15 protein-coding genes and 1 tRNA gene are annotated in these 18,120 nt (G+C 63.8%); 5 read left to right on the top strand and 11 right to left on the bottom strand.

The annotated features are described in order from the left end of the window. Window positions 1–41 precede the first annotated feature (41 nt). The 3 genes from AB0F88_RS06515 to AB0F88_RS06505 all read right to left on the bottom strand — a co-directional run bounded on the left by AB0F88_RS06515 (window position 42) and on the right by AB0F88_RS06505 (window position 4,129). Window positions 42–800 carry a response regulator transcription factor gene (locus AB0F88_RS06515; RefSeq protein WP_362680550.1) on the bottom strand — a complete coding sequence of 253 codons (759 nt, stop codon included), beginning with the start codon at window positions 798–800 and terminating at the stop codon, window positions 42–44. Window positions 801–843: 43 nt separating this feature from the next. After that, entirely contained in the window at window positions 844–1,977 is a 1,134-nt protein-coding gene (locus AB0F88_RS06510) for a sensor histidine kinase (RefSeq protein ID WP_362678155.1), read from the bottom strand. A 334-nt stretch (window positions 1,978–2,311) separates the two neighbouring features. Beyond that, window positions 2,312–4,129 carry a bifunctional metallophosphatase/5'-nucleotidase gene (locus AB0F88_RS06505; protein WP_362678153.1) on the bottom strand — a complete coding sequence of 606 codons (1,818 nt, stop codon included), beginning with the start codon at window positions 4,127–4,129 and terminating at the stop codon, window positions 2,312–2,314. Between the two features lie 132 nt (window positions 4,130–4,261). On the opposite strand from AB0F88_RS06505, the gene mshD reads away from it, so the two are divergent. Further along, the gene (gene mshD, locus AB0F88_RS06500; RefSeq protein WP_362678151.1) at window positions 4,262–5,185 is read left to right on the top strand and encodes a mycothiol synthase; all 924 of its coding nucleotides are present in this window, start codon (window positions 4,262–4,264) and stop codon (window positions 5,183–5,185) included. A 209-nt stretch (window positions 5,186–5,394) separates the two neighbouring features. Here the strand turns inward: mshD and AB0F88_RS06495 are convergent, their stop codons facing one another. The 3 genes from AB0F88_RS06495 to dcd all read right to left on the bottom strand — a co-directional run bounded on the left by AB0F88_RS06495 (window position 5,395) and on the right by dcd (window position 8,015). Next, window positions 5,395–6,399 carry an inorganic phosphate transporter gene (locus AB0F88_RS06495; protein ID WP_362678149.1) on the bottom strand — a complete coding sequence of 335 codons (1,005 nt, stop codon included), beginning with the start codon at window positions 6,397–6,399 and terminating at the stop codon, window positions 5,395–5,397. Beyond that, a complete protein-coding gene (locus AB0F88_RS06490; RefSeq protein WP_030924556.1) occupies window positions 6,400–7,017 on the bottom strand; it encodes a DUF47 family protein in 618 nt (205 codons plus the stop codon). Window positions 7,018–7,439: 422 nt separating this feature from the next. Beyond that, window positions 7,440–8,015: a dCTP deaminase gene (dcd, locus tag AB0F88_RS06485; RefSeq protein ID WP_362678147.1), complete on the bottom strand. Its 576-nt coding sequence runs from the start codon at window positions 8,013–8,015 to the stop codon at window positions 7,440–7,442. 168 nt (window positions 8,016–8,183) lie between these two features. Between dcd and AB0F88_RS06480 the strand changes: the two genes are divergently transcribed. Continuing rightward, window positions 8,184–8,257, top strand: a tRNA-Gly gene (locus tag AB0F88_RS06480). An 80-nt stretch (window positions 8,258–8,337) separates the two neighbouring features. Here the strand turns inward: AB0F88_RS06480 and AB0F88_RS06475 are convergent. Further along, complete coding sequence (locus tag AB0F88_RS06475) at window positions 8,338–8,622, bottom strand: tyrosine-type recombinase/integrase (protein ID WP_362678145.1); 285 nt, start codon at window positions 8,620–8,622, stop codon at window positions 8,338–8,340. A 481-nt stretch (window positions 8,623–9,103) separates the two neighbouring features. Between AB0F88_RS06475 and AB0F88_RS06470 the strand changes: the two genes are divergently transcribed. Continuing rightward, window positions 9,104–9,409, top strand: a complete 306-nt coding sequence (locus tag AB0F88_RS06470) for a hypothetical protein (protein ID WP_362678143.1) — start codon at window positions 9,104–9,106, stop codon at window positions 9,407–9,409. On the opposite strand, the gene AB0F88_RS06465 is transcribed toward AB0F88_RS06470, so the two are convergent. Both AB0F88_RS06465 and AB0F88_RS06460 read right to left on the bottom strand, forming a co-directional pair. After that, window positions 9,393–9,782 carry a winged helix-turn-helix domain-containing protein gene (locus tag AB0F88_RS06465; protein ID WP_362678141.1) on the bottom strand — a complete coding sequence of 130 codons (390 nt, stop codon included), beginning with the start codon at window positions 9,780–9,782 and terminating at the stop codon, window positions 9,393–9,395. The two genes, AB0F88_RS06470 and AB0F88_RS06465, sit on opposite strands and share 17 nt — an antisense overlap. 265 nt (window positions 9,783–10,047) lie before the next feature. Further along, window positions 10,048–10,338 carry a hypothetical protein gene (locus tag AB0F88_RS06460; protein WP_362678139.1) on the bottom strand — a complete coding sequence of 97 codons (291 nt, stop codon included), beginning with the start codon at window positions 10,336–10,338 and terminating at the stop codon, window positions 10,048–10,050. A 345-nt stretch (window positions 10,339–10,683) separates the two neighbouring features. Here AB0F88_RS06460 and AB0F88_RS06455 point away from each other — a divergent pair, with 345 nt between their 5' ends. Beyond that, window positions 10,684–11,976 carry a hypothetical protein gene (locus AB0F88_RS06455; RefSeq protein WP_362678137.1) on the top strand — a complete coding sequence of 431 codons (1,293 nt, stop codon included), beginning with the start codon at window positions 10,684–10,686 and terminating at the stop codon, window positions 11,974–11,976. Between the two features lie 216 nt (window positions 11,977–12,192). On the opposite strand, the gene AB0F88_RS06450 is transcribed toward AB0F88_RS06455, so the two are convergent. Continuing rightward, entirely contained in the window at window positions 12,193–12,990 is a 798-nt protein-coding gene (locus tag AB0F88_RS06450; protein ID WP_362678135.1) for a hypothetical protein, read from the bottom strand. A 174-nt stretch (window positions 12,991–13,164) separates the two neighbouring features. Beyond that, complete coding sequence (locus AB0F88_RS06445) at window positions 13,165–14,478, bottom strand: ATP-binding protein (protein WP_362678133.1); 1,314 nt, start codon at window positions 14,476–14,478, stop codon at window positions 13,165–13,167. Between the two features lie 482 nt (window positions 14,479–14,960). On the opposite strand from AB0F88_RS06445, the gene AB0F88_RS06440 reads away from it, so the two are divergent. Then, window positions 14,961–18,120: hypothetical protein (locus AB0F88_RS06440; RefSeq protein ID WP_362678131.1), on the top strand; the 3,160-nt coding region annotated here is incomplete at its 3' end.

Genomic DNA, 18,120 nt, shown 5'->3' with positions numbered 1-18,120 from the left:
GTGTTTTCCCCTCGGGGAAACATGCGGGACGTGCGTGCCCTTCAGGCGCGTCCACCGGACGTCGAGCCGGGTGTGCCCGGCGCGCCAGGCGTCCCGAACGCCCTGGGAGCTCCGGACGCTCCGGACGTTCCAGTCGTTCTCGAAGCTCCGGGCGTGACCAGCCCCGACTCGTAGGCGAGGACGACGAGCTGTGCCCGGTCGCGCGCCCCCAGCTTGGTCATCGACCGGCTGACGTGGGTCTTGACGGTGGCGTGGCTGATGGCCAGGTGCCCCGCCATCTCCGCGTTGGACATGCCCGTGGCGACCAGTGCCAGGATCTCCAGCTCTCGGCCGGTCAGGCGTTCCAGGCCGGGCCCCGCGACGGGCCTGGGCGGGGTGGACACGTACTCCTCGATCAACCGCCGGGTCACGGAGGGCGAGAGCAGCGCGTCACCGGCGGCGGCCACCCGGACCGACCTCAGCAGCTCGGCGGGTTCGATGTCCTTGAGCAGGAACCCCCCGGCCCCGGCGCGCAGCGCGGCGAAGACGTACTCGTCGAGGGCGTAGTTGGTCAGGATCACCACGCGCACCGCGTCGAGCTCGGGGTCGGCGCCGATCCTCCTGGTCGCCTGGATGCCGTCCAGCAGCGGCATCCTGACGTCCAGCAGCGCCACGTCCGGCCGTAGCGCGCGGGACATCTCGACGGCCTCGACGCCGTTGCCCGCCTCGCCGACGACGGTGATGTCGCCGGCCATGTCGAGCAGTGCCCGGAAGCCCGCGCGGATCAGCGCCTGGTCGTCGGCGAGCAGCACCCTGATCACGGCCACCCCGCCGGCACCTGGTCGCCGGCCGGCGACGCCCCGGTCACGACCGCCCCGCCAGGGGCAGCTCGGCACGGACGGCGAACCCGCCCTGCGGACGCGGGCCCGCGGTGAGCGACCCTCCGGCGGCGACGGCGCGCTCGCGCATCCCGATCAGCCCCATTCCGTATCTCGTGACCTCCGCGGCGGACTCCCCGTCGTCCTCGACGCGCAGCACGATCGTTCCCGGCCGGTACTCGGTCGTCAGCGTGATCGACGCGGGCCCGGCATGCCGGAGCACGTTGGTGAACGCCTCCTGCGCGATGCGGTAGGCCGCCCGGTCGACGTCCGGGGGCAGGTCCAGGCGCTCTCCGACGACGAGGACCCTGACCGGCAGCCCCACCGCCTCCGCCCTGGCGACCAGCCGGGGCAGCGCGGCCAGCCCCGCCTCGGGGCCGTCGGGATCGGCCTGCCTCAGCACGCCCAGCGTGGCGCGGAGCTCCCGCATCGCCTCCCGCCCCGACTCCTTGATCACGGCCAGTGCCTCGCGGGACCGCGCGGGGTCCTGGTCGAGCAGGTGCATGGCGACGGAGGTCTGGACGTTGATGACCGAGATGCTGTGGGTGAGGGTGTCGTGCAGCTCCTGGGCGATCCACAGACGCTCCTCGTCGGCCCGGCGCAGCGCCGCCTCCTCGCGGGTGCGCTCGGCCTCGATCGCCCGCCCCTCGACCTCGTTCAGGTACGCGCGGCGGTTCCTGGCCGTCTCCCCGAGGACCACCATCGCCACCAGCCAGCCGCTGAGGAGGGTGAAACCGCCGTCGGGGGCGGGGTCGACGTCGGACAGCGCGATGGGGCCGTAGATCCCCACGGCCGTCGCGACGGCCAGCCAGACCGCGAGACGACGCCGTCCGAGGACCGCCGCCGTGTAGATCGACATCAGGGCGGGCGCGGCGGCGAAGATCCCCGGGTACCGCCAGGCGTGGTAGGCGACGACGCAGGCCACGGTGATCGTTCCCACCTGCAGCGGCGCGCTCCGCCGGAATGCCAGCGCCAGCGACGACACCGTGATCAGCGCCAGGCCGAGCGTGTCCAGCGGGCGTTCGGGGAAACCCGAGCTGGACAGCCCGCCGTAGGTGCCCCCGACGATCCCCGCCAGCACCCCGGCCGCGACCAGCGCGTCGGTTCTCCGGGTCCTCACCCCTGACACGGTAGGTCACCGTGCCCACTGTGCCGACCCTCGGAAGGGGGAGGTCACCCGTACATCCCCGGCCGTACGCGGGCCCCGGCCGGGCCGCGGATACCACTCACGGCGTACGGCCCCCGGCGCGTGACGGCCCCGGCGGCCCTCCTGCCCCGCGGCGGGACCACCGGTGCGCCTCGCGGCGTACGGCCCTGCCGAATGCCGCCGGCACCACGTGCGAGAGGCCCACCGGACGCATCCGATGGGCCTCTCGCGCGTGTCACGTCTTCACGGTGTGCCGCGCCTCACGACGTACCGCGATCCTCGCGGCGTGCCGCGTCTTTCGCCCGGGTTACGGAACGACCGTGATGTGGTTGGGCACCGGAGGCGTGATGGACGGGTTCGCCGCGAAGTGGGCGGCGAAGGCGTCGATGTCCAGCGGGCCGCTCCACAGGTCCGTGCCGTCCCTGAAGGCGAGGAACGCGTCGCCGCCGCCGACCAGGAAGTTGTTGGCCGCGACCCTGATCGTCTGCGTGTCCGTCACGGCGACACCGTCGATCTTCATGTCGGAGACCTTCGCCCCCCACGGCGCGCTCGCGCTGTAGGTGTAGGTGAAGTTCGACGACGGCTGCAGGATCTTGGTGAACGCCTGGGCGTTGGGACCGCCGACGAACTGCTGCTCGAGAACGGTCTTGAGCTGCGCCCCGGTGAGCGTGACCACCTGCATGAGGTTGTTGAACGGCTGGACCGTGAACGCCTCTCCGTACGTCACCACACCGTCTCCCTCACCGGCGGGCGAGCCCGCGTAGGTGAGGCTCGCCCGCACGCCGCCCGGGTTCATCAGGGCGATCTGGGCGTTGCCGCCGGTCCTGGTCGCGGCGAGCTGGCCGTCGGCGATGAGGTTGCCCAGAGGGGACTCCCCGGAGGCCACGGCGGTGTTGGTGATGTCCGCGGTGATCCGGCCGATCGGCTGGTTGGCCACCGTCGCGACGCGGTCCTTCCACGTCTGGACGAACGTGGCGATCTCCGGGTCGGGGGTGACGGTCCTGGTCACGACCTGGTTGTCGGCCACGACCGAGGAGCGCACGACGTCGCGGGTCCTGACGTCCACCTGGAAGTCGACCTTGGTGATGACCCGGCCGAAGGAGCCGCCCTGGCTGTAGAGGCGGGTGGCGCCCTCGGGGTCGGCCACCTGGCACAGGTACGCCTGGTGGGAGTGCCCGCTGAGGATCATGTCGATCTCGGCGTCGACCTGGGTGGCGATCCGGTTGCCCGCGCCCGGCTGGGCGGCGCACGCGTCGGGCGACTGGCCCGCGGTGACCTGGTCGCCCTCGTGCACGAGCACGACCTGGGCCTTGACGCCGACGATCTTGAGGAGCTTGGACGCGACGTTCGCGGCCTTCACCTCGTCGATGAACTCGAGGTCCTTGACGCCCTCGGAGGTGACGATGTTCGGGGTGGTCTGGGTGACCAGGCCGATGAAGCCGATCGGCACGCCGTTCATCCAGCGGATCGCGACCGGGGGCAGCGCGGGGATGCCGTAGTCCTTGAGGAGATTGCGCAGCGAGCTGCTGTTCGTCCCGCCCAGAGCCTCCAGCGCCTGCTTCTCCGCGCCCCGCTCCGGCCGCTTGAAGATGACGTTCGCGCCGAGGTAGCTGTACTTCGCGCCCTTCCACGTGCCGGCGGGCGAGCAGCCGTCCACCGGGTGGCAGCCGCCGTTCATGATCCGCTTGAGCTCGGCGTACCCCTCGTCGAACTCGTGGTTGCCCACGGCGGAGGCGGTGACGCCGACCTTGCCGAGGAACTCTACCGAGGGCTCGTCGTGGTAGGCCGCGGAGATCAGGGGGGTGGCGCCGATCAGGTCGCCCTGGGCGACCTTCAGCGTGTTCTTGTCGGAGAGCTGCTTGAGGTGGGTGGCGGCGAACGCGGCGCCACCCGCGTCGACGGTGGCGCCGGTCTCGTCGACCATGCGGCCGGACGAGCCGGTCGGCGGCTCGAGGTGGCCGTGGAAGTCGTTGAGGGAGAGCAGGCGGACCGGCACCGTCTTGGCGGGCTTGGCGGCGGGCTTGGCGGACCTGTCGCCCGCCTGCGCCGGTCCCATCGCGAGCACGAGACCGGCCCCGGCGAGCACGCCCGCCATGGCCAGCCGCTGGAAGGAACGAGACATCATGAACCACGACACTAAGGGGACTGTCTGTGCAAGGAATGACCGAGAGGTAACGATTCACCCGGCGGGTGCATGGCGCCTTTTGCCAGTCCCCCGGTGGGCTCGGGAAACATGTGCCCGCTTAGAGTCCACACCATGAACGCGCGTGTGGAGTACCGGGGGTCGCTCGGTGAGCAAGAGGTGTCCGAGGTCCTCGCGGTGGTGGAGGCGGCCACGGAGGCCGACGGGGTCAGGCCGCTCAACGAACATGTGATGCTGCACCTGCGCTACGGCGGCGACGAACGGGCCGGAGCCGTGCTGCTGTACGCCGGGGACGACCTCGCGGGCTACGCCCACGTCGACCCGACCGACCCCGTCGAGGGGCCCAGCGGGGAGCTGGTCGTCCACCCGGCGTTCCGCCGGAGGGGATACGGGCGGCGACTGCTGGAGGCGGTGCTCGACCGCACCGGCGGGCACCTGCGCCTGTGGGCGCACGGCGGGCATCCGGCCGCCGAGGCCCTCGCCCGGTCGGCGGGATTCGACAAGATCAGGTCCCTGTGGCGGATGCGCCGCTCCCTGTCCGCCGACATCCCCGGCTTCGAGCTTCCCGAAGGGGTACGGCTGCGCACGTTCGAGCCCGGCACCTCCGACCGGGAGGCGTGGGTGGCGCTCAACGCCAAGGCCTTCGCCCGGCATCCCGAGCAGGGGGCGTGGACGATCGAGGACCTGGAACGGCGCGAGCGGGAGCCCTGGTTCGACCCGGCCGGATTCTTCCTCGCCGTACGACCGGACGGTCCCGGGGACGGCGACCGGCTGGTGGGCTTCCACTGGACCAAGGTCCACGGTGACGGCGACCACGCGCACGACCCCCTCGGCGAGGTGTACGTCGTCGGCGTCGACCCCGCCGAGCAGGGCGGCGGCCTGGGCAGGTCGCTCACCCTCGCGGGCCTGACGTACCTGCGGTCGCGGGGCCTGAGCCAGGTGATGCTGTACGTGGACGAGGACAACCCCGCGGCGCTCCGCCTGTACGAGAGGCTGGGCTTCACCCGGTGGGACGTCGACGTGATGTACCGGAAGTAGGGACGTCCCCCGCGTGACGTCCCGGGCGTCCTCGGCCGACGTCCCGAGCGCCCTCGGCCGACGTTCCAGGCGTCCTCCGCCAGCGTCCCGGATGCCCTCCGCCGGCGTCCCGGATGCCGTCTGCCTGACGTGCCGGGTGCAGGGACGCACCCTGAAAGCAGGGCGCGCCGGGCCGGGTTCACCCCCGGCCCGGCGCGGTCACCCGAGGACTACTCGACCATCCAGTGGAGCGCGAAGTAGGACAGCGCGGCGACGAACGCGGCGGCCGGGATCGTGAGGACCCAGGCGGTCACGATGTTGCCCGCGACGCCCCAGCGCACGGCCGACAGGCGCTTGGTGGCGCCGACGCCCATGATCGCGCTGGTGATCGTGTGGGTGGTGGAGATGGGGGCGCCGAAGCCGATGGCCGCGGTGTAGAGCACGGTCGCCGCGGCCGTCTCCGCGGCGAATCCCTGCGGAGGGTCGAGCGCGATGATCCGGCGCCCGAGCGTCCGCATGATCCGCCAGCCGCCCGCGTACGTGCCGAGCGAGATGGCCGTGGCGGCGGAGAGGATGACCCACTGGGGGATCGGGTCACCGTCGTTCTGGTAGCCGCCGACCACGAGGGCCAGGAAGATGACCCCCATGGTCTTCTGCGCGTCCTGAAGGCCGTGGCCCAGCGCCATCGCCGCCGCGGACACGGTCTGCGCGTGGCGGAAGCCCCGGTTGGTCTTCGAGGGCTGGGAGCGCCGGAACCCCCACAGGATTCCGATCATGATCAGCCCGGCGAGGCTGAAGCCGATCAGCGGAGACAGGATCATCGGGATGACGACCTTCTCCAGCACCCCGTCCCAGTGAACGGTGCTCGCCGAGGCGAGCGCGGAGCCGACCAGGCCGCCGATCAGCGCGTGACTGCTCGAGGAGGGAAGGCCGAAGTACCACGTGACGAGGTTCCAGGTGATCGCGCCGACCAGGCCCGAGCCGACGATGACGAGGCCGTGGCTTCCCTGCGGGGCGTCGATGATGCCCTTGCCGACGGTCGCCGCCACCTGCGTACCGAGATGCGCACCCAGGAAGTTCATGGCCGCGGCCATGAACAGCGCGGCCCTCGGCGTCAGCGCGCGCGTCGAGACGGAGGTCGCGATCGCGTTCGCGGCGTCGTGGAAGCCGTTGGTGTAGTCGAACACCAGCGCCACGACCACCACGCCGATGACGAGTGCGAGCGTGAGATCCACTTAGCTTTCCTTGACCGCGATCGACTCGATCGTGTTGGCCACGTGCTCGAAGGCGTCGGCGGCCATCTCGAGCTGATCGATGACCTCCTTCATCTTGAGGACGGTCAACGCGTCGTACTCCCCGCCGAAGAGCTTGGCGAGAAGGCGGCGGTAGACCTGGTCGGCCTGGTTCTCCAGCCGGTTGATCTCGATCCAGTACTCGTTGAGGTTCTTCATCGAGCGCAGCCGGGGCATGGCCTCGGCGGTGAGCTCGGCGGCGCGCTCCAGGACCTCGACCTGCCGGACGACCTCCTTGGGGAGGTGGTCGATCTGGTACAGGACGATCAGGTCGGCCGCCGCCTCCATGTAGTCCATGACGTCGTCGAGGTTCGAGGCGAGGCGGTAGATGTCCTCGCGGTCGAAGGGGGTGATGAAGCTCTCGTTGAGCCGATTCATGATCGCGTGAGTGCGCTCGTCGCCGGCGTGCTCACATGCGCGCATCTTCTCGGCCAGGGCTTCCCGGTCCGATCCGTCACTGATGATCTCTACCAGCAGACGGGACGCTGTGACGAGGTTGTTCGCCGAGTCGGCGAACAAGTCGTAGTAGCTGTCCTCACTAGGTGTGAGACGCAGGCGCACGTCGTTCTCCAGATGTGCGGGGATGGTCCGCAGAGAAGGGTACGGGTTACCAGCGGAAATGCGAACTTCACCTGCCAGACACGCACTCTTCGTGATGTCGTTACCCGGCGGGTACCCGGCGACACACGGCTTGAGGCAGTCTTGCGAGCATCTTTCCGGTGACCGTTTTTGCTAGTTTTCGGCCACATTATGCCGAAGCCAGGTCACGTATGGGACTCTCTCCCCCGGATCGCCGTCCGGCGCGTCGCCCGCGCTCCTCCCCGAAGCCCCCGCTTCCACGACGTTTCCCCGAGATCCACCATGGTCGGACAGACCGGCGGCCTTCGCGAACATTCAGGGTGATTTCCATCACGGCCCCCCACTAAACCGCGTTCGGGCCCCTCACGAGGGTCCGCGCCCTCCCCCGTCGAGGATCATGGAAATCAGATGGGGGTCCGGTGGAAGTTGAGGTACGAACGGCTCGGCGTCGGCCCTCGCTGCCCCTGGTAGCGCGATCCGTACTTCTCCGAACCGTAGGGATACTCCGCCGGGGAGCTGAGCCCGAACATGCAGAGCTGACCGATCTTCATACCGGGCCAGAGCTTGATCGGCAGCGTCGCGACGTTGGAGAGCTCCAGCGTGACGTGCCCGCTGAACCCGGGGTCGATGAACCCGGCCGTCGAGTGCGTCAGCAGCCCGAGCCTGCCCAGCGAGCTCTTGCCCTCCAGCCGCGAGGCGATGTCGTCCGGCAGCGTGACGACCTCGTACGTGCTCGCCAGCACGAACTCCCCCGGATGCAGGATGAACGGCTCATCCTTGTCCGGCTCGACCATCCGCGTCAGATCGGGCTGCTCGACCGCCGGATCGATGTGGGGGTACCGGTGGTTCTCGAAGACTCTGAAGTAGCGGTCCAGGCGTACATCAACGCTGGACGGCTGGATCATCTCCGGCTGGAAGGGGTCGATCCTGACCCTTCCGGCCTCGATCTGAGCGGCGATGTCACGATCGGAAAGCAGCACGTGTGGAACCTACCAACGGCGGAGCCGTGAAGCTCGCCTCCAGGAGGGGAACCCGGCAACGGCGGAGCCGTGAAACCCGCCTTCGGAGGGAACGTATGAATCTTGCTCCCGGGAGGGACGAGAGTCGCCCAACTTTCCGCTAGAGTGGTGACTCGCGGCACGCCGCACGCGGGTGTAGTTCAATGGCAGAACATCAGCTTCCCAAGCTGACAGCGCGGGTTCGATTCCCGTCACCCGCTCCAAGAGCGAAGGCCCAGGTCAGGATGCGAATCCGAACCGGGGCCTTAGTTGTTTCCGGAGCGCTTTCGATCTTCCGTGCCCGTTACGTGCCCGATGCCGGTGGATCTTCTTTCTTGAGAGCGGCCTCGGCGAGCTTTCCCATGCCGTCGGCGATCATCTGATCCCGCCCGTTCTCGGTGCGCAGATAGATCAGCGCGGCCCGCGTGGTCGAGTGCCCCATCCGGTTCATCAGCTCCCGCAGCGTCGCACCCGACTGCGAGGCGAACGTGTTGCCCGTATGACGAAGATCGTGGAAGTGGACGCCGGAGAGGTTCGCCTGCTTCAGAGCCTTGGCCCAGATCCGGCTGAAGGCCGGCCGCCGCAGCATCGCGCCCTTCGCGCCGAGGAAAGGGCAGGTCCGGCATGAGGGCCGGCGGAGCGGGCTGGACCGGGGAGAGGATCTTGACGGCCACGGTCTTCTGTCCGGGCTTGACGGTCGGGTCGGCGTCCATGACCGCGACCTGCCAGATGAGTTCTCCAGTGGTCTTGTCGCGGGACTGGACGAACCGGCCGTTGGTGGAAGCGTCGAAATCCTTGACCGCCTCGACCTCCCCGACCACGTAGCAGCCGTGCGGGAAGACCTGGGCGAAGGTGACGGGGATGGGTCCTTGCAGGGCCATGATGACACTACCGCTGTCAACTGACATTCACTTAACCTATTAAGTGTCTTGAAAACAAAAGAGCACGCTTGGTAGGTCAAGCGCCTAAGGGTGTTCGTCTTGGAAGGCGGCCACGAAGCGGCAACGACTCGATGTCACTTGGCTACCGCGCTCATGCTCATCTCGTGGATCCGAGCGAGAATCCAGATCATGGAGTCAGAGGCCCCGAAGTCGCGAGCCTGGAGCGGCACCCTCTTGGTCGTCCTGGCCCTGGTCTGGTTACTGGGCCCTCCGTACCTGTTCGCCAAGGGGATCGCAGCCGCTTGGGACCGCCCCTTCATCGACCACGAACGAGTCGCAGGATTAATGACAGCTGCCGGAATCGTGATGGTAGGGGCACCCGTGGCAGCGAGTGTTGTCGCATGGCAGACCAACCGAAAAAACGCCCCCTGGCTGTTCGGCTTCGGGGCGATTCTCTCCCTGATGATCGTCTTGCTGTTCATCGGGAGCAGTTAGAGCGGCCCGACTCCACCGTCCTGCACGCCGGCACCGTCCGCTTACTGCATTGAGCACAGCAGCGGACGGCGGGACCGTCGGAGGCACTTTCGGGACCGGTCAGGTACGCCTGTCCGGGGCGGGGCTGTTCCATCGAGGTCATTGCCGGACGACCGCGCACGAAGCGGCCCTTGCCCTGCTGGGAGTCGATCCAGTCCTGTTCGCGTAACACGCGCAGTGCGGCGACGACGGTAGGCCGGGAGACACCGAACTCGTTGATGAGCTGGTTCTCACTGGGCAGGAGTGAACCCGGAGGGTAGTCCCCCGACTCGATGCGCCGTTGAAGTGCCTGAACAAGCTGGGCGTACTTCGGAGGCACGGACTCCAGGGCCATTACGACCGTCCATCACCCGACAAGTTGTTTGACCAAGTCAGAGCGTGACCTGGCCTCCCCCGCCTGTCACGTCACCGGAAGGCAAGGGGAACGAGAGCAGAAAGGTCCCGGCAGGCGGAGAAAGGGAAGAAGGGCGCCGCGGTTACACGGGTGGGGCCGCGCACGCCGACTCTGCTGCCTGCCGGGACGTGATCAGGCGCGACGGGACGGCGGTAACGCTCTTCGGTGCCCTCCGCACCGAAGAACACCACCCCGCCGCGCCCGCCTATCGACCGACGTAGTCGGCCAGAACTTGGGCAGCGCCCGCCACGTCGCTGATCGGGTGGCGCTTCTCGGCCGACTGCCAGGAGTAGAAGGCACCGCCGTAGCCGACGAACACCCACACCGGCAGGCCGACCTGTGGACGGGGGATCATCAGCGCACTGTCGTTGTCACGCAGTTCGGCCCGCACGTCGAGCCGCAGCAACGCGTTCCGCAGCCGGGTGAGGGCATGCGCCTCGTTCTGCTGGCGTTCCTGCTGAAGGCAGGCCGCAGCGGTCTGCATGATCGGATTCATCTCACGTTCCTTTCGACCCGGCCGGTTGCGAGGCAGTCGAGACATTCCTGTTCTCCCTGCGTCTCGGGATCACCACCGCTCTCGCCGACGCGAAGGGCACGGCGCGAGCTGCGCAGCTTGGTTCCATGTCCCCGGCATATGGGGCAGGGGCGTGTCTAGCTGGTCTCCTCTGGCCGGGTCACCGTCGCCATCTCCTCGAATTTGATCCGCGTTCCCTGCGGCGGAAAGCGGGCTGACGTACCGTGTTGCTTGATCGCAAGTCCACCGGCAATTCGAGAACGGCAGGACCCCCAAACGGCCCCCTGAATCCCCCTCTTGAGCCCCCAGCCGGGAGGAAGGCCCCAGATGCCCGACAACATCCCCAACGTCCAACTCCGGGCTTGGCGCAACGAGCACCGCCTGACGCGTGCCGAACTGGCCCACCGGATCAACACGACACCTGTCGGCGTCAAGGAGTCCCTGGCGTGCGATGAGGAGCGCATTCGACGTTGGGAGGCCGGAGAGGTCAGGTGGCCCCATTCTCCGTACCGGCTCGCCATCACCCAGTTGACCGGACTTCAACCCGAAGACCTGGGATTCCGGCCGAACAGACGTGGGGCCGGCCAGCTCATCGAGGCCACCAGCATCATCCCCATGGACGCGCTGCGAGCCGAAGCCGACCTGTACGGCACCATGGAACTCGCCCAGCAGCTCCAGGCGTCCGACGTCGGAACCGGCACGCTCGAAGCACTCGCCGAGGCCGTCGATCTGCTCTGCCGCGCCTACCCCGTCGTCTCAGCCGCCACGTTGCGCGACCGGACCCAGAAGCGTCTCGCTCAGGTCAACGGTCTACTCGGTGGACGAATCACCCTCGCCCAGCACCGCGAACTCCTCGTCATCACCGGATGGCTGACGGCCTTACTCGGGTGCGTTCACTACGACCTGGGAGAGCGCGAGGAGGCCGAGACCGCCCGCCGCGCCGCTTACGAGATGGGCCGCCAGGTCGGACACGGCGAACTCATGGGTTGGGCACACGAGATGTCCGCGTGGTTCGCTCTGGTCGAGGGCCGCTACGAGGATGTCGTCACCTCCGCCCGCATGGGTCAGGCCGTCGCCGGCCAATCCAGCGCTCAGGTTCAGCTCACCCTGCAAGAGGCCCGCGGACTGGCCCGCATCGGCGACCGCCGCGAAGCGGACAAGGCCCTCACCCGAGGAGCCGACGCGCTCGCCAAGCTTCCCCTACCCGGAAATCCTGACCATCACTTCGTGTTCGACAACGCCAAGTGGGTCTTCTACGCCGCCACGGCATACACCTGGCTCGAAGATAACGACCGCGCCGAAGAACACGCTCTGGAGACGATCCAAATGCACACCCGCCCCGACGGCACCTCCAACGCACCTATGCGCGTCGCCGACGCACACATCGACCTCGGCATCATTCATGCCCGACGCGGCGATCTCGACGCCGCCGTAGAGCAGGGAATGACAGCGTTCGACATCGACCGCAAATCTCTCACCGACCTCGTCAACCGCGCCTCAGATCTGGACCGCGTCATCCGACAGCGCTATCGTCGCGAAGCTCTCGCCGAGGAGTTCCACGAACGTTATATGACCGCCCGCCGCGCCCTAACCGCTCGCCGTCCCGAGCTCCTTGGTTGACTGCTTCAGAGCGACCACCAGCGACACCTGTCAAGCATGGCCCGGAGCAGGACATATAACGACGCATCCCGCTGGATGGAAATTCTCCATGTCACCAAGCCACCGCCCGATAGGCGGCGTGCAGCCTCTCCAGGCCGATCCCGCCCGGCCACTCCGCCGCCGCAGCGAACGTGAGCTTGGGACGTCTAAGGTCGATAAGGCAGAGTTTGAGATGGATCACCTGTAGATGGCAAGAACTTCGATCATGACTGCAGGGCCCTCTAGGTACTGGTCTTCTTGGCCTGCTTCTGGACGCGTCCGCTCCAGCACGCGGCGCTGATTTCGGGGGAGGAGAGAGCTTCCCGGGAGGGCCAGAAGAGGTTTCCACTTCTCCGCCTCCCACTTCTTCATTATCTTTCCTATTATTATGACTCGCCCCTCGATATCTGAATCCCGGATGTGAGACGGATCTAGTTGTCCGGCAATGCGCCACTCTGAGTCGTCAAGCTCACCGACTACGACAAGCTTTCCCCCGAGCAGTTGAGAGACGCCCTTCACGGCATCGATTTCTTTCTTCGAGGGCATCCCAGATACATCAAGCTCGAATGTCTCGGCGTATGGAAGAAAGGCTTCCACCTGACCTAATGCCTCGGCTAGTCCCCCCTGGGGAGTTAAAGCCTTGATAATGTCTGGTACATATGCGTCGCATTCGACGCTTATCATGGCACCGAAGCCAGCATCCTTAAGACCTTCTTCTGCATCTAGGATTTCAATCCAGCCACTTGCGTCAGGGGCGGCAGTGGCGAGCTCCAGGAGACGCTCGAAACGTGCGTGAGAAGTATCCGTAAGTGAGACCGTCTCCTCACTCTGCTCGGAATGCTCAATGCTACCCCTCGCGACCTTAGCGTCGATGCCAGCGTCTTTCTTTCCGCCCCGCACACTTTTAAGCTCACGAGAATTGCGGAGCCCTCCTTCTAGGGCGCTTACGTAATCAGCTAGTTTGGGTTCATCCAGGTAAAGGAATCGTTTGAGCATGACATCATTCTATTCCTTTGATCTTGAGGCTGCGCCCTGTGTTGGCTCAGACCGTGACGATCGCTCACTTCGGCACCGGCTTCTCCGGCCGGGCGCTCGGCTGCCATGGACCACTTCGTCGGCCCTTGCCACCCAATGAGATGGCTGACCAGCGCGTTGGCTTCCGATCCCCGCTTATTGGAAGCGCATATGCTGTGCCCACTCCGGAAGCGCGATGCTGCTCAGCCACTTCTCGAAGTCACGTAGCCCCATCTCTAGCAGCAGGACGGTAATCCAATCGCGAGCCATGGCGTCAAGATCTGCGACGCTGCGGCCTCGTGGCCGTGCGGGTGGGAACCAGCCGCCGATCGGTTGCTCGGTCCCGTCCCTGGGGTAGTCGTTGATGTTAAGGACGCTTGGTACACGCAAGTCGCTCTGAGGCTGAAGCCAGCCCTCCCATGCCTGCAGTTCGCTCGGCTCCGCCGCACCGATCGCGGTTGACACAGCGTCACACGCGCTCGAAATGGACAGCAACTCGGCCAGTACACACTGGTAGAGGTCTTGCAGGCCGAGCGGAATAACCTCGTGCTGCTTCAGATAGCAGCGCATCCCCAGAATGATTGACAAGGTTCGGCCGGCAAGGCTCAAGAACGCGGACGCACTCGCCGGCATCTCGCTCGCGCTCTTAACGGTTCCCTGAAGAGGAGCACGCATCTTGAACGACGTCGCCCTGGCCTCCGTGATCTGCCATGCTGAGGATTGCAGTTGCTGCGGCGGCGGCGCCATTCCCCAGACCTTGTCGGGGATGGGGGAACGGTTTAGAGCATCGAGGGCCGCTTCCTTGGCAACACTTCCCAGCCAGGGGCGTTCGAGGATTCGTTGTGGCAGCAGAACTTCTCCCTTGAAACGAACGGTCACCAGGGTGGTGTGTTCGTCCGGCCACAGCGGGAAGTCGGACGCGCTTCCCGCGAGAGGAGGTGGAAACCTGATTGCTCCAGCCGGTATCTGCGTCCCCACAAGTCCTGTTTGATCACGCGCGACTAGATCAAGCACGCGTTGCCGGTCAGCCGGAACATTGTGACCTGGGATCCTGTAGAGGGTTGTCCCCTTGACCAGAACCGGATGAAGAACAGCGTCCGCATCGATACGGAGCACTGCGACGAGTTTGTCCGTGTACGGAATCCGTACTGGGATTGCCTCCGGCAGAGCCCGCGGCACGAGGTCACGCAGGTGAGCCATAAGTCCTTCGAAGTCCCGCTGGCTGATGCCCTTGAATCGAGCCTCGCCCGTCTCCTCTTCAGAGACTCCCACGAGCACTAGACCACCGTCGGTGTTGCTGAGAGCCGCAACTGCCTCGGCCACGTTGTTGCCGCTGCGCTTCTGCTTGAGCTCCAGAGTGGTCGACTCGGTAAGGAGGTCGGCTTGCTCGGCAGCCAGCAAGAAGTCCCGGACCGCCCGATAGTCGATCTGTGCAGCGGGTAGGTCGTACAAGCTATTAGTCGCCAGCATAGGGGCCACGGTAGTCGGTGGCACCGTACTCCGACGGCAAACAACTCCTCGATCAGCGCCGTGACTCGCGTCAGCGCCCACCGCTGATCTTCAGCCCTGGCCCGGCGTCCAACGTGTGCTCTAGGCGTGTTGCCTGTTCCTTGTTCAACCGGCAGGGCGACCCGCTCGGTCCCTTCGACCGCAACGCCTGCAGCTCGCCGGCCCGCCGGGCGTGATACCAAGCTTCCATGCACCACTCCCTGGACGCCTTCGTCGCTCACACCGGCCTGATCGGCACCATGAAATCCATTCAACCTCTGTAGATGTTTGCGCAGCTCATACAAGCGTCACCAGCTGAACGAGTCACTCGCCCAAAGAGGCGCTGAGCAACGGCAAGGCACTCGCATCCATAAAGACTCGACAGAATACACATAAGGAGTATACTGACTGTATTTTTATCGCAGCCACCTATAGCAACTTACGGCGAAAGGTCTCAAATCCCTGTGCTTCAGTTCCCCGTGCCAGATGATCAACTTCGTAAGCTTAAAGCTACGCAGCAAGGAAGAAAGTCAAGCGGAGGATTCGACTACCAAATGGCATATGCGGTTGCCCGTTTGGCTAGCTTGGAAGCTGATCGTCCGGTTTTAGGCATAAGTGATGTACCTCGCATACTGAGGTATGACTGGGCTGAGGATGTCGATGAGCTGTGCGATGACGATACAGCGCTATTTACGCAGTGCAAGCACACTTCTTTAACGGACAAGGACAAGCTGGCCAAAGTTGTCATTTCATTCATTCCAAAATTGCTGTGGGCTGATCAACAAAAAGCTTCCAGTGTTCGATTTCGAGTAGTAACCAGTGACGCCTATTTTGCAAGGCATAAAAATTTCGATTCCCTGGAGAGGGACTTAGTTGACAAAGTTATCCGCAAGGCACAGGAAGAAATTGAGGCGGATTCGTCGCCACAGAGCGACCGGACGTTATGGAAGGACCAATGTATTGATTACGGAGTCGAGAAAATTGTTCGGGAGCTAATTGGTCGAACGCAGCTGCTATACGTACCAGGCGAGCAAGTAGATTCATCCTTTTCTGGTAGGCTTTATTTTGCTGAGCGTAGAGGTTTAGACTTGCTCCTTGCAGAACGGTTGGTAGATCCCCTTAGGCAAGCGGAGGCTATTAGCGCACTGCGCGGCCTACTTCGGGAAAATACTTTTGCCAAAGATTTTTACGCTGTAATAGAGCAAGCCGATACTCGAATCGCTCTACTTACTCACGCGCCACTCGGGGAAGCGAAATTCCCCTTCAGAGTGATAAATCAAGCTTTTCTCGAAGAGCAGAGAAATAAACCGAAACGTATTTATGTTGCCCGTCCACCAACATGGGGGGACGTAGTACATGGGCCAGACCGTGACATCAAGTATATAGAGCGTGAGCAGTTAGGTGAACTAATCGATCGCATCGATCAGAGCCTACTTAAACCTCTCCAGCATGGAAACGATTCTGGCATACGTGGACTATTTGTTGTCGGCGCACCCGGGGATGGAAAGAGCACACTTGTTCGCCGAGCAGTGAGCATTTTGGTTGGTTCAGGAAAATCTTTAGCTGTCGATTTTGGCCTGAACCAAGGAGCCGTTAGCGAACGCAATGTTGAGCACTACGTGAAGTACATGGATCATTTGTCACGAACAGGCAAGCCAGTTCTATTAGTGATGGACGATCCCTTTTTCTCGGGTTCTGGGTGGGGAAAGTTTCTGGAAGAAATTGGACAACCCGTTTATAGCAACATTGCCGTCGTTGGCGCCTCACCAACGTATCTCTATGACACATATGCCACGAAGATATCCGGTAAACGTGTCCACTTAGAAAGCTTTTCGTTGAATCCACTTACTACAGCGGAGCGCGCATCAATAAAAACCGCCTACGATCAACCTGGAAATTCCTGCGAAGAAGCGAGCACAGAAGAGGCCGAGTTCTTGGTTCTCGCAATGGAGAAGGCGGCGGGGAAACCATTCGATGAGATAATCAAGCGCATATGGCTAACACTCAACGATGGTGAGAAAATATCTAACAAGGTTCGCTCTAGCGAGGTGCGGTGGCCTTTTCGAGCGTTTCTTATCTGCTCGTTCCTTCATCGGCACGATATAGCGTGCCCGGAGTCACTTTTACACGATGCACTCGTCGAAGCAGGCCCAGAGTCGTCCCGAAATGACTACGCGGAGGAACTGGCGCAACTTAAATGGGCAGAAGGATGGAATCTCTTTCAGTTGCTGTCCACTGGTACCGGCGATTCTTCGGAAAAAGGGATCGCTACTCTGCATTCACGATTGGCGCAGCTCGCATGGGAGTCACGCCCAGCAAGGGGCATCTCGCCTGGGAGCTGGATACTCCCCGTGTCATACAAGCCAGCCCATGCCGCCGAAATCTTCGCGCAATTTATTCTATCCGCAAGAGCGCGCTCGACCGATTTAGAAGATCATAAGTTCGCATCAGACCTAATAAAGCTCTGGACGTCTTCTGAAATTCCTACACCCGTTCTCTGCCGGCTCACAGCGGAACTTATAAACCAACCGGATGTGGTTCAAAAGTTTCGACAGTCTCTGAGAAACCGACTAAAATCAGGTGATTCACACGCATGGCTCGCGGCGATACAATTGATGCGGATGGCACGCCGCGGTAGCCAGGAGGCGGAGCATCTCACCAAGGTCGACATTCCAGTTCTTATCCGGAAGGCAGACCTTTCAAGCGACCCATTGGCAGCAATGGAATTGCTGAGAACGAAGAGTCACCGACATGCCGTCGTGGAAAGGCTATGGACTAGCTTAGACGGCGATACATCATGGTCCATGCCGGGATGTCTAATGACATGGCTATTAGACAATCACGTGAATGAAATCAAGCTTCGGTTAGAGCGGATGCTTGAATGGATGGACAATGATGAGTCATCATCTGAGGCGCGGTTAGCGCTCATTCGTTGGTATAGACTCCAAGCGCGATCCCTAACGGAGCAGGAACATCGCTCAGTAGTCGACCGAGTTGATGATTGGATCCGGCGAGGTACTGATAATGGGGATATTATAGCGGGATTTATTGCGATTCTTCCACGCTTGACGGGCATCTCCTCCGGCCAGTTCAGGACTACGGGAAGTCTAATTTCTGACATCATCGATGAATGGTTTGCGTCTCATCCAGAAGAGACCGCCATTCGGTCACTGGTTTTAGACAATCTTCCCAAAATTCGTAGATTGCCGAACCTGAGAGGAGATGAACATTTTATTAATGTGTTCACCTGGCTCCGCAATGACTTCGGTAACGAATATATGTGGGCAAGCCTGCTATCGGTGGTTAAGCGCATAGGTTTTGCGCCTGGAGTGCCCATGCTTGACGTCGTAGGCTCGAGTGTGGAGTGGCTGGAGAACCACCCAGACTCCGAACACGTCCGGGCCGCCTTGTTGAGCCTTGTCCGCCGCTTTGGCCTAGAGCCAGGGTGGCCCACTGAAGCGGTCTCCGCCAGTGTGGAGTGGCTGGAGAACCACCCAGACTCCGAACACGTCCGGGCCGCCTTGTTGGGCCTTGTCCGCCGCTTTGGCCTAGAGCCAGGGTGGCCCACTGAAGCGGTCTCCGCCAGTGTGGAGTGGCTGGAGAACCACCCAGACTCCGAACACG

This window comes from Streptosporangium sp. NPDC023963 (assembly GCF_040639135.1).
GTDB lineage: Bacteria > Actinomycetota > Actinomycetes > Streptosporangiales > Streptosporangiaceae > Streptosporangium.
Note: the sequence above shows the minus strand (reverse complement) of the source record. Positions and strands in the feature narration are given on the sequence as shown.

What these genes read in the sequence shown, in the direction of transcription:
- AB0F88_RS06465 (WP_362678141.1), bottom strand. Translation starts at nt 9,782, where the DNA reads ATGGCCCTGGAGTCCGTGCCTCCGAAGTACGCCCAGCTTGTTCAGGCA.
- AB0F88_RS06450 (WP_362678135.1), bottom strand. Translation starts at nt 12,990, where the DNA reads ATGCTCAAACGATTCCTTTACCTGGATGAACCCAAACTAGCTGATTAC.
- AB0F88_RS06460 (WP_362678139.1), bottom strand. Translation starts at nt 10,338, where the DNA reads ATGAATCCGATCATGCAGACCGCTGCGGCCTGCCTTCAGCAGGAACGC.
- AB0F88_RS06445 (WP_362678133.1), bottom strand. Translation starts at nt 14,478, where the DNA reads ATGCTGGCGACTAATAGCTTGTACGACCTACCCGCTGCACAGATCGAC.
- mshD (WP_362678151.1), top strand. Translation starts at nt 4,262, where the DNA reads ATGAACGCGCGTGTGGAGTACCGGGGGTCGCTCGGTGAGCAAGAGGTG.
- AB0F88_RS06505 (WP_362678153.1), bottom strand. Translation starts at nt 4,129, where the DNA reads ATGATGTCTCGTTCCTTCCAGCGGCTGGCCATGGCGGGCGTGCTCGCC.
- AB0F88_RS06470 (WP_362678143.1), top strand. Translation starts at nt 9,104, where the DNA reads ATGGAGTCAGAGGCCCCGAAGTCGCGAGCCTGGAGCGGCACCCTCTTG.
- AB0F88_RS06475 (WP_362678145.1), bottom strand. Translation starts at nt 8,622, where the DNA reads ATGCTGCGGCGGCCGGCCTTCAGCCGGATCTGGGCCAAGGCTCTGAAG.
- AB0F88_RS06455 (WP_362678137.1), top strand. Translation starts at nt 10,684, where the DNA reads ATGCCCGACAACATCCCCAACGTCCAACTCCGGGCTTGGCGCAACGAG.